The following is a 4,914-nucleotide window of genomic DNA, read 5'->3' on the forward strand; positions in this document are numbered from 1 at the left end:
CCTGACCCCCTTCGTGCTGCCGGCCGAGCATGGCATCGACATGACCGGCCTCGGCGGCGTGCTCGGGCTGACCGGGATGGCGTCCGCCGCGCCGCAGGCCGCGGGTCCGGCTGAAGCGGCTCCGCAGGCCGCCGCCGCAGCGCCGACCAAGGCCACCATCGCCAAGGCCACGCCCCTGCGTTCCGATGAGATGACGCTGACGCTCCCGCCGCACAGCGGCGTGGAGGTCAAGGCCGAGATGGCGGTGGGCGACCACATGATCTTCCGCTGGGAGGCCACGGGCCCGGTGAAAGCCGACATGCACGGCGAGCCGCCGAACGCGGGCGACGAGGAGTTCACCACCTACTGGAAGGAAGCCGACCTCACGAGCGGGCAGGGGGCCTTCACCGCGCCGTTCGAGGGCATCCACGGCTGGTACTGGCGCAACCGCGGCGAGACACCAGTGACGGTGAAGGTCCGGACGAACGGCTTCTACAAGGCGCTGATCCAGCCGGCCGCGGAGTAGGAGGGGCGCTCGCCCGCGCAAGCCATCCGCGACCGGGACCTCGGCGTCCGATCGCCAGAACGAAAGGGTCCACCCATGACCACCGTGGCTACAGCCAGCCGAGCCGACACCAGTTGGTCCTTCATCGACCTGAAGCGCTGGGCGCTGGAGGCCGTTGCGGACGCGACCGCCGGAGACCCCTTCATCGCCGGCCGCCGCGCCCTCCATCTGGACGATGGGCCGGTGACGGCCGGAGCTCTGCGACTGCGGCCAGGCGACGGCCAGGTGGCCGGCCAGCCTGCGGACGAGTTCCTCCACGTCGTGGCCGGCGACCTCACACTCGAGGTGGGCGAACGCCGGTTCGAACTCCGCGCCGGCCAGAGCATCGCGATACCGCCAGGGGCCCCGTACGGGTGGCGCTGCAGCCAGCCGACCGTCCTGATCTACGTGCGCCACGCCGCGTCCGCGGGGGCCTCGCCGAGTCCCGCCGCAATGGACCCCACGACGGAACGGCGCCCTTCGAATCCCCCGCTTGCCGACCTGCTGACAACGCCGACGCCGCAGTGCCGCAACCACACGCAGTACGCCTCCGCCGACGGCGCCTTCGTCTGCGGGGTGTGGGACTCGACGCCCTATGCCCGCAACGCGATGACCTACGGCCACCACGAGCTCATGCATCTGCTCGAAGGCGCCGTGACGCTTGTCGACGATGCCGGGGAAATGGCGACCTTCACGGAAGGTGACGTGCTGCTGGTTCGCCGCGGCGCGCGCTGCAGCTGGCTCAGCGACTGTCACGTCACCAAGGTATTTGCGATCTATCGCCCGGGTTAGAAGGCGCGCGCCGCGGCGGTAAAGGTGGTGCTGGGCCTGCAGCGGCCGCGCCGAAGCCGGAGACTGAGAGGCGTCAGCTTGCAGCCGCCGCTGTGGCGCGCCCGACGATTCCGCGATCAAGTGGGCGGACGAGCAAACGGGGGTGGGACGCATGCGGTGCGCATTAGCCATGCTGGCCGGCTTGGCCGCGATCCTGGGCGCAGCTGTCGCCGAGGCAGAGCCCAGGGCGCGCGACCTCGGCGTCCCGTTCGACGGCGTCCCAGGGCCACTCAACGCGATCACCGACGTCGCCGGCGTCGAGGTCGGGTTCCGGACGCTGAATTCCGGCGAAGGCCCGCTGGTGCGCGGCAAGGGGCCGGTCCGGACCGGCGTCACGGCGATCCTGCCGCGGGGCAAGACCGACACGCGGGCGGTGTTCGCCGGGTATTTCGCCGGGAACGGCAACGGCGACATGACCGGGACCCACTGGGTGGACGAGAGCGGTGTCTTGGAGACGCCGATCCTGATCACCGGCACCGGCAGCGTGGGCGTCGTCCGCGACGCGGCCTTCCGATGGCTGGCGGATCGCCGGCAGGGCTTCTTCTGGTACCCGTTGGTGGCCGAAACCGCCGACGTGCCTCTGAACGACATGGCGGGCCAGCACGTGACTGCGGCCGACGCCGTCGCGGCGCTCGACAGCGCCAGGCCGGGTCCGGTGGCCGAGGGCAACGTCGGTGGCGGCACGGGCATGGTCTGCAACGGCTTCAAGGGCGGCACGGGCACGGCCTCGCGCAAGCTGCCGGTGGCCGCGGGCGGCTACACGGTGGGCGTGCTCGTCCAGTGCAACTACGGCTCGGCGAACGGCCTGCGCGTGGCCGGGATCCCGGTGGCGCGGGAGATGAAGCTGCAGCCGCACTGCGTGACGCGGCTGACGTCGCCGCCGCAGGCGACATTCGGGCAGGCCGCGGCGCTGTGCGATCCGAAAGCCCTGGCCATCGCCGACGCTCCGGACACCGAACATCGTGGCTCGATCATCATCGTGATCGCCACGGACGCGCCGCTGACGCCCGAACAGCTGAAGCGCGTCGCCCGGCGCGCCTCGGTGGGGCTCGGGCGGCTGGGCGCGATCGAGTCCGACGGCTCAGGCGACATCTTCATCGCCTTCTCGACCGCCAATGCCGGCGCGGACGACGGCAACTGGTCCTTCGACCCCAGCCGGACGGCCACGGTCACCCGGCTGCGGAGCGGCGCGATCAACCCGGTGCTGGAGGCCACCGTCCAGGGCGTCGAGGAGGCCGTGATCAACGCGCTGGTCGCGGCGCGAACGATGACCGGCGCCGACTACTGGACGGTCTCGGCCCTGCCGCACGACCAGCTCCAACAGGTCCTGCGCGGCCACGGGCTTCTGAAGTCGCCGCCCTCGAAGTAGGCTGAAAGCCTCGGCAGCTCAGGTCGCCGCCTGGAGCCGGACCGGGACCGACTTGTAGGCCGGCGTGCCGCTGCGGCTGTCGCGGTCTTCAAGGCGCACCAGCGCGTTGGTCTCCGGGTAGTACGCCGCCAGGCAGCCGCGCGGGATGTCCCGCGCCACCAGGATGAAGCCCCTTACCCGGCGTTCATCGTCCGCAAAGGCGGCGACCAGGTCCACGTGGTCACCTTCCGCGAGCCCGCGCGCGGCGAGGTCTTCAGGATTGGCGAACACCACGTCACGCCGCCCGCGCACCCCGCGGTAGCGGTCGTTCGCGCCGTAGATGGTGGTGTTGTACTGGTCATGGCTGCGCACGGTGGTCAGCAGCAGCACGTCCGCTTCGCCGCGGCGCGGGTCGGTCTCGTCCACCGGCCGGTAGGGCAGGAAGTTGGCCCTGCCCGAGGCCGTCGCCCAGCGCCGCTCGGTGGAGCCGACCGGCAGCCGGAAGCCGCCCGGCGTGCGGATCCGTTCGTTGAAGTCCGCGAACAGCTGCGGCTGCACCGCCTCGATGAGGTCACGGATGCGGTCGTAGTCGGCGGTGAGGGCGGCCCAGTCCACCGGGTCCCGCGGCCCGAACAGCGCCGTCCCGATCCCCGCCACGATCGCCACCTCGGAGCGCAGGTCCGGCGAGGCCGGCGGGTTGAGGCCGCGCGAGGCATGCACCACCGACATCGAGTCCTCGACGGTCACCGACTGCCGCCCGCCAGCCTGGACGTCGATCTCGGTGCGGCCGAGGCAGGGCAAGAGCAGGCGCTCGCCGCCGGTCAGCAGGTGGGAGCGGTTGAGCTTGGTGGCGACGTGGACGGCGGCGTCCAGCTTGCGGAAGGCGGCGAAGGTGCGCACCGGATCCGGCGCCGCCACTGCGAAGTTGCCGCCCAGCCCCAGGAACGCGCGCGTCTCGCCGCGCTCCATGGCGCCGATCGCCTCCACCACCGTGTGGCCATGGGCGCGCGGGGCCTCAAAGCCGAACACCTTGTCGTGCGCCGCGAGGTAGGCCTCGGTCGGCTTTTCCCAGAGCCCCACGGTGCGGTCGCCCTGCACATTGGAATGGCCGCGCAGCGGGCAGATGCCCGCGCCCGGCCGGCCGATGTTGCCGCGCAGCAGCAGCAGGTTGACCAGCTGCTGGACGGTGCTCGCGGCGTTGCGGTGCTGGGTGAGCCCCATGCCGTAGCAGAGGATGACGTTGTGGGCGCGGGCGTAGACGCCGGCCGCCTCCTCGATCTGCGCCCGATCCAGCCCGGAGCGCCGCTCGATCTCGGCCCAGCCGAGCGCCGCGAGCTGTATTCTCAATTCGGGGAGGCCGGTTGTGTGTTCGGCGATGAACCCGTGGTCGAGGAGAGGCTGCGCGGCGTCCCACTCGATCAGCGCCTTCATCATCCCCTGCACCAGCGCCGCGTCGCCGCCGAGGGTCACCTGGTAGTAGCGCGAGGCGATCGGCGTGGAGGTAAGGGTGGCCATCTCCACCGGGTCCTGCGGCGAGGCGAAGCGCTCCAGCGCCCGCTCCTTCAGCGGGTTGAACACCAGGATCGAGCAGCCGCGCCGGCGCGCCTCGCGCAGGGTTCCCATCATCCGCGGATGGTTGGTGCCGGGGTTGTGGCCGAACGAGAGGATCAGGTCGGCGTGGTCGAAGTCCTCGAGCGTCACGCTGCCCTTGCCGACGCCGACCGCCTCGGGAAGCGCCACGCTGGAGGGCTCGTGGCACATGTTCGAACAGTCGGGGAAGTTGTTGGTGCCGAACCTGCGGCCCAGCACCCCGTACAGGAACGCAGCCTCGTTCGACGCGCGGCCGGAGGCGTAGAACTCCGCGTGGTTGGGGCTTGTGAGCCGCTGCAAGGCCGCTGCGGCCCGCGCGAACGCCTCGTCCCAGGCGATGGGCAGGTAGCGGTCCGAGGCCGGGTCGTAGGCCATCGGGTGCGTCAGCCGACCCGCGTCCTCCAGGGCATGGTCGCTCCAGCCCCAGAGCTCGCCCACGGTGTGGGCGGCGAAGAACTCCGGCGTCGCCCGCTTGCTCGTGGCCTCCCAGGCCACCGCCTTCGCCCCGTTCTCGCAGAACTCGAACGACGAGGTGTGCTTCGGGTCGGGCCAGGCGCAGCCCGGGCAGTCGAAGCCGTCGGGCTGGTTGGCGTGCAGCAGCGTGCGGCCGCCCTCGACGACG

The 4,914-nt window shown here is 71.5% G+C and carries 4 protein-coding genes; 3 read left to right on the top strand and 1 reads right to left on the bottom strand.

Going from position 1 to position 4,914, the window contains the following annotated elements; translation table 11 throughout:
- From VGD44_RS01895 to VGD44_RS01905, 3 genes are all read left to right on the top strand, one after another.
- A partial coding sequence (locus VGD44_RS01895) for a hypothetical protein (protein WP_331083301.1) occupies positions 1 to 505 on the top strand: 505 nt, incomplete at its 5' end.
- A gap of 75 nt (positions 506 to 580) precedes the next feature.
- Entirely contained in the window at positions 581 to 1,315 is a 735-nt protein-coding gene (locus VGD44_RS01900) for a cupin domain-containing protein (RefSeq protein WP_331083303.1), read from the top strand.
- 169 nt (positions 1,316 to 1,484) lie between these two features.
- Positions 1,485 to 2,723, top strand: coding sequence for a P1 family peptidase (locus VGD44_RS01905; RefSeq protein ID WP_331083305.1), 1,239 nt, complete (start codon positions 1,485 to 1,487; stop codon positions 2,721 to 2,723).
- An 18-nt stretch (positions 2,724 to 2,741) separates the two neighbouring features.
- Here the strand turns inward: VGD44_RS01905 and VGD44_RS01910 are convergent.
- Positions 2,742 to 4,914: FdhF/YdeP family oxidoreductase (locus tag VGD44_RS01910; RefSeq protein WP_331083307.1), on the bottom strand; the 2,173-nt coding region annotated here is incomplete at its 5' end.

Origin of the sequence: Phenylobacterium sp., from assembly GCF_036402295.1 — a bacterium.
GTDB lineage: Bacteria > Pseudomonadota > Alphaproteobacteria > Caulobacterales > Caulobacteraceae > Phenylobacterium.